Genomic DNA, 4,498 nt, shown 5'->3' with positions numbered 1-4,498 from the left:
CCACCCATCCACCCATCCTCACGATTTCCTCACAAAATAACACTAATCTAATAATTGAGGAACTTAGTCGATCCCAACGGCTGGGTTGCAAATAAATATAAAAAACAGTTAAAACTTGCCGCTCGGTCTTTAAATAGCAACTACCAACAACACCTGTAAATACAGTTTTAAAATTCAGCCAGAGGTACAGCAATGATTTTACCTACTCATTTAGCAAAATTAATTCAATTTTTACAAGAGGATTTAGCTATTTCGGCTTCATCGATGTCAGTCGCACTCAAGCATGTAGAACAAAATCCCGGCCCATTACCAATGATTTTATGGCAATACGGCCTAGTCACGATCGAACAACTCGATCGAATCTACGATTGGATGGAAGGCTCTTGAAAAATTACGCGATCGGTGCGATCGATCCGTCGGTACGAGTTAATCTATAACTGGAATATCGATATCAGCAGTTTTTGCAGATCGATATTGTGTTGTTGGTGAATGATGCGATCGAACAGAGTCGTCGATTCCTAGTGAAGAGGGTGGGTTTTGTTTGAGATTTCCAGCACGAAGACGATTACCTGCATAAACCCACCCCTACAGATTAATTGAATGTGGATCGATCCTTCAGTTATCTTTAGATAACTTTTGCTATGAGCGCGAAATTTCATTTCAGCGCGGACTTTGATGCTGCTAACAATCCCCCGCATGAATAGATCGATAAATTAGTCCGCGTAGGCGGCGCGCGCACACCTTTGTTTCCCGACGGGAAAGCGGATACAACCACGCGGAGGAACCCTGAAGCATGTGTTGCACAAAGGAAGCGCGACAAGACAGCGGACTTCGCAACACTAGCCGCGATTGAAATCGCAGGCACTCTTTGGATTAAATAATTAATTACCTCGATCGATTATCAATTATCAATTCTCAATTCTCAATTATTCCTCCATCTCTTCTTCCACTGCGAAGTAGTTTCCAACCCACAATCATCCTGTTCTAATTCGCGCCGAATGATAATCTTAGCCATCGAATCAGATAACGTCGGATCGCGATAAGGAATTGCAGCTCGCGTCTGGAGATGTTCGCGTTCTTGTTGCGATAATGGGGCGATCTGTGCGGTATTAAAACTCGCGATCGTGCCTGGAGATTTTCTCCCAACGGGGCTAGTATCGCCGACAAATAATCCGGCTTCTATCATCGCAGTGCGAACGGCGGACGCACATGAATACGTCGCAATTATCCCATCTGAAGCACAACATTTAGCCACCCGATCGATAAATTCGATCGACCATAATTGCGGACAAGCGGTTGGTGAAAATGGATCGAGAAAAATTGCATCGGCTTGAAATCCTCGATCGAGTGGCTCGGAGATCGTCTGTCGCGCGTCGCCTAAAATCAATCGGGCATTCAATCGCGCTGTCTCGCTCGATTCTGTCTGGACTAATTGAGTTAATAATGAAGGAATCGGCTCTTCCCAATCGCTCAACAAATTATGTTCGATCGCCGAAATAGGTACAGATCGATCGATTTCTAAGGCAATAATTTCTACACTGCAATTGGGATTCGATCGCCAAATCGTTGCCAAAGCTGCGGCACTATTGTAACCCAATCCATAACAAATATCTAAGATTTGCAAATGACCGCGACAAGCTTTTTCGGCTAATAAAGTCGGAATCGCATATTTAAAGATCGATTCTTCCTTGGCACCAAATTTACTATGAAAAGTCTGCCCAAACTCCTCCGAAAAAAAGGTATAAGAACCATCATCGGTGATCCAAGGGTTAAATTTGGACATATAAATGTTAGTGCGAGTGCGAACATCCAAGTATTAGGCTTCTTTCGGCTCACGCCGCGAATGCCCATCTTCTATTATCCTAAATGCCTAAGACTAAGCAATGCAAGTTAGGCTAGCATCTGTTATTCTCAAATCCCACAATATAATAGTTAAGCTAGATCGAAAATTCTAGCAATCGGGAGTATTCTCCCGAATCTGCCCATTCAAGCAACTCTGCGGCTCGCATTACACCCCAAGGACTTTGGTAATTCATAAAGCTGACAATTTTGGTCACGCGATCGAGATTGCTTAAGGTGTTAGTATCGAACTGTCGAGCTTGCGCTTCAAAGGCATCGATCGTTTGTTTGTTGAGATATTCATTAGGCAATCCGCTCAACTTCATTAATGTCGAGATCGCGCTATCGATATTTTGACAAGCTAATAAACCCGCACGATCGCTGGTAAATTTAGACATCACAATCCAATTATAGAGTGCTACCTCCACCCCATTAGCAGCTAGCCCGCCCAAGCCCAATGTCGTATTACTCAACACGCTTTTGAGCATCGGCATGAAATTAGATAACTGCTGATAAGCTATATAACCGCTCTTGATGCGAGCCAGCTCGTGTCCGAATAAAAATAGTAATTCATCATGGGAAAGCCATTCCATCGCTTCTAGATTAACCCCGATCGAAGGCTGTTCGACCCCGACTGCATAAGAAGAAATATGTCCCGTACCTTCATGCAGATATAATTCGGGAACGGGACTGACATCCAAAATTCTCGCCGCTTCCATTAGAGCCTGATGCAATGTGGGAAAGTTGGCATCATTTACCCGAAAATCGCCACCCTGAACTTGCAACCGCACCAATCGATCGATACTATACTCATTAATCTTTTTGAGCAGCAGCGACAACCCAGGCATTTTCTCTAGATTCATCAGTGCTTGACGATCTAGCGGATGTCGATAGCTTTCGGGACGCAGTTCCTTGAAAATATGTCTAGTCACTGAGTTTAACCTGGCACTTAGATTTAATTATGCCATACTCGATGGCGATCGTTCGCATGAATTCTTGCGTGCTCACAACCTGGCAACTCAACGTTATGCAGGTAGATTGAGAAATTCGCACAACATATTCCGATACTTGCGAACGACATTATCTATTTCACTTTTGCGTTCCATGAAAATGAACGAAACTATTTCTCCTGAATGTTGAATTAGATTGACTTGAATGTGTGTGAATGTCTCCTTCCCAAAAATCATCCAGGATGGTTTTTCAATTGGAAAAATATCTATTGCAGCAATCCCTTGTAAATCTCCTTCTGTTTTTTGAGGGAGCAACTTAACTTTCTGTGTTAATACGAACGTGTTGTTATTTTTGTCAAATACGCATCGAGTAAATTTTCCATACACAAAAAAGACCCACAATCCTGGCAAAGCTAGACAAATTCTCCAGGGAATAGACCCAGAATGGTTATAGAAGTCATATCCATTGAAGATACCCGGATCGTTAGGATCTACCAATAAATCAGAGTAAAATGGCATTAGTATCAGTAAAATTAGCCATAGTCCCGTCCCTCGCGCTGGAATTGATGAATCTGCCTCTAGTATTAATTTATTAGGCTCGGTATCAGTTACTCTAAAACCAATTTGAGCACTGACTTGACGAATGAATAATATCCATAAGTCATTAAGTTTATCTTGAATAAGGTTCATGTTAATAAATAGTTAAATTTACTTTGCTTTATTATTCCCCAATTTATCCCACTCCACATCGTGACATTTCAAGTTTTGGGTGGTGGGCACAGAAAGTTACTAGTGCAGATCGCAGTGCCGTGGAAACATTGGCACCGTGCCCTGCTGCCATGGCTGGCATAGCGTCTATGCCAAGGCAAACCTCGGCGTTCGAGACGCTTCGCAAACGAGAACGGAACGAGAATCAGTTATAATCAATCGAGTGAAGTTGTCATCACCTGAAACTAAAAATGCTAAGAGCCGGAATCGTTGGACTGCCGAATGTGGGCAAATCGACATTATTTAATGCCCTAGTTGCCAATGCCAAAGCTGAAGCTGCGAACTATCCGTTTTGCACGATCGAGCCGAATGTCGGTAGTGTTTCCGTTCCTGACGAGCGGCTGCAAGTCCTCGCCAACATGGTTAATTCCGAGAGCATCGTCCCCACGCGGGTAGAATTTGTCGATATTGCCGGATTAGTCAAAGGAGCCAGTCAGGGCGAAGGTTTGGGGAGTAAATTTCTCTCCCACATTCGCGAAGTCGATACCCTCGTGCAAGTCGTCCGTTGTTTTGAAGACGACGATATCATCCATGTCTCGGGCGTCGTCGATCCCCAACAAGATATTGAAGTCATCAATCTCGAACTGATTTTAGCCGACATCGACCAAATCGAGAAACGGATCGATCGCGCCAGAAAAACTGCCAGAACCAGCAAAGAAGCTCAAATCGAAGTCGTAGCTCTAGAAAAACTGCTAGTCGATTTAAACGCAGGCAAAGCAGCTCGCCAAGTCACACTCAGCGACGAAGAAAGTGACAGTATTAAAGGCTTAGGATTGCTCACCCGCAAACCGATGATTTATGCCGCAAATGTATCGGAAGAAGACTTAGCTACAGGTAATGCTTTCGTCGAGAAAGTGCGTGCGGTTGCAGCCAAAGAAGATGCCCAAGTCACGCTCGTTTCCGCTCAAGTAGAAGCCGAACCTGTCTCTTATACACATCTC

Annotated in this window: 6 protein-coding genes; 2 read left to right on the top strand and 4 right to left on the bottom strand. The window is 43.8% G+C overall.

The window, feature by feature from the left end; translation table 11 throughout:
- On the bottom strand, positions 1–193 hold a 193-nt coding region (locus tag C7B77_RS30890), incomplete at its 3' end, for a hypothetical protein (RefSeq protein ID WP_219892269.1).
- Here C7B77_RS30890 and C7B77_RS24640 point away from each other — a divergent pair.
- Positions 193–387 (top strand): DUF2949 domain-containing protein, encoded by a 195-nt coding sequence (locus C7B77_RS24640; protein WP_106311148.1) that lies wholly within the window; start codon positions 193–195, stop codon positions 385–387. The genes C7B77_RS30890 and C7B77_RS24640 overlap by 1 nt on opposite strands.
- 535 nt (positions 388–922) lie before the next feature.
- Here C7B77_RS24640 and C7B77_RS24630 read toward each other — a convergent pair.
- The 3 genes from C7B77_RS24630 to C7B77_RS24620 form a co-directional block, all read right to left on the bottom strand.
- Positions 923–1,783 (bottom strand): tRNA (5-methylaminomethyl-2-thiouridine)(34)-methyltransferase MnmD, encoded by an 861-nt coding sequence (locus C7B77_RS24630; protein WP_106311142.1) that lies wholly within the window; start codon positions 1,781–1,783, stop codon positions 923–925.
- Between the two features lie 154 nt (positions 1,784–1,937).
- Positions 1,938–2,771, bottom strand: a complete 834-nt coding sequence (locus C7B77_RS24625; protein WP_106311139.1) for a M48 family metallopeptidase — start codon at positions 2,769–2,771, stop codon at positions 1,938–1,940.
- A 93-nt stretch (positions 2,772–2,864) separates the two neighbouring features.
- On the bottom strand, positions 2,865–3,479 hold the full coding sequence (locus C7B77_RS24620; protein ID WP_106311136.1) for a hypothetical protein: 615 nt from the start codon (positions 3,477–3,479) through the stop codon (positions 2,865–2,867).
- Positions 3,480–3,748: 269 nt separating this feature from the next.
- Here C7B77_RS24620 and ychF point away from each other — a divergent pair.
- Positions 3,749–4,498 (top strand): redox-regulated ATPase YchF (gene ychF, locus C7B77_RS24615; protein WP_106311133.1); only part of this gene is annotated, 750 nt, incomplete at its 3' end.

This window comes from Chamaesiphon polymorphus CCALA 037, assembly GCF_003003845.1.
In the GTDB taxonomy this organism is placed as follows: domain Bacteria; phylum Cyanobacteriota; class Cyanobacteriia; order Cyanobacteriales; family Chamaesiphonaceae; genus Chamaesiphon; species Chamaesiphon polymorphus.
Note: the sequence above shows the minus strand (reverse complement) of the source record. Positions and strands in the feature narration are given on the sequence as shown.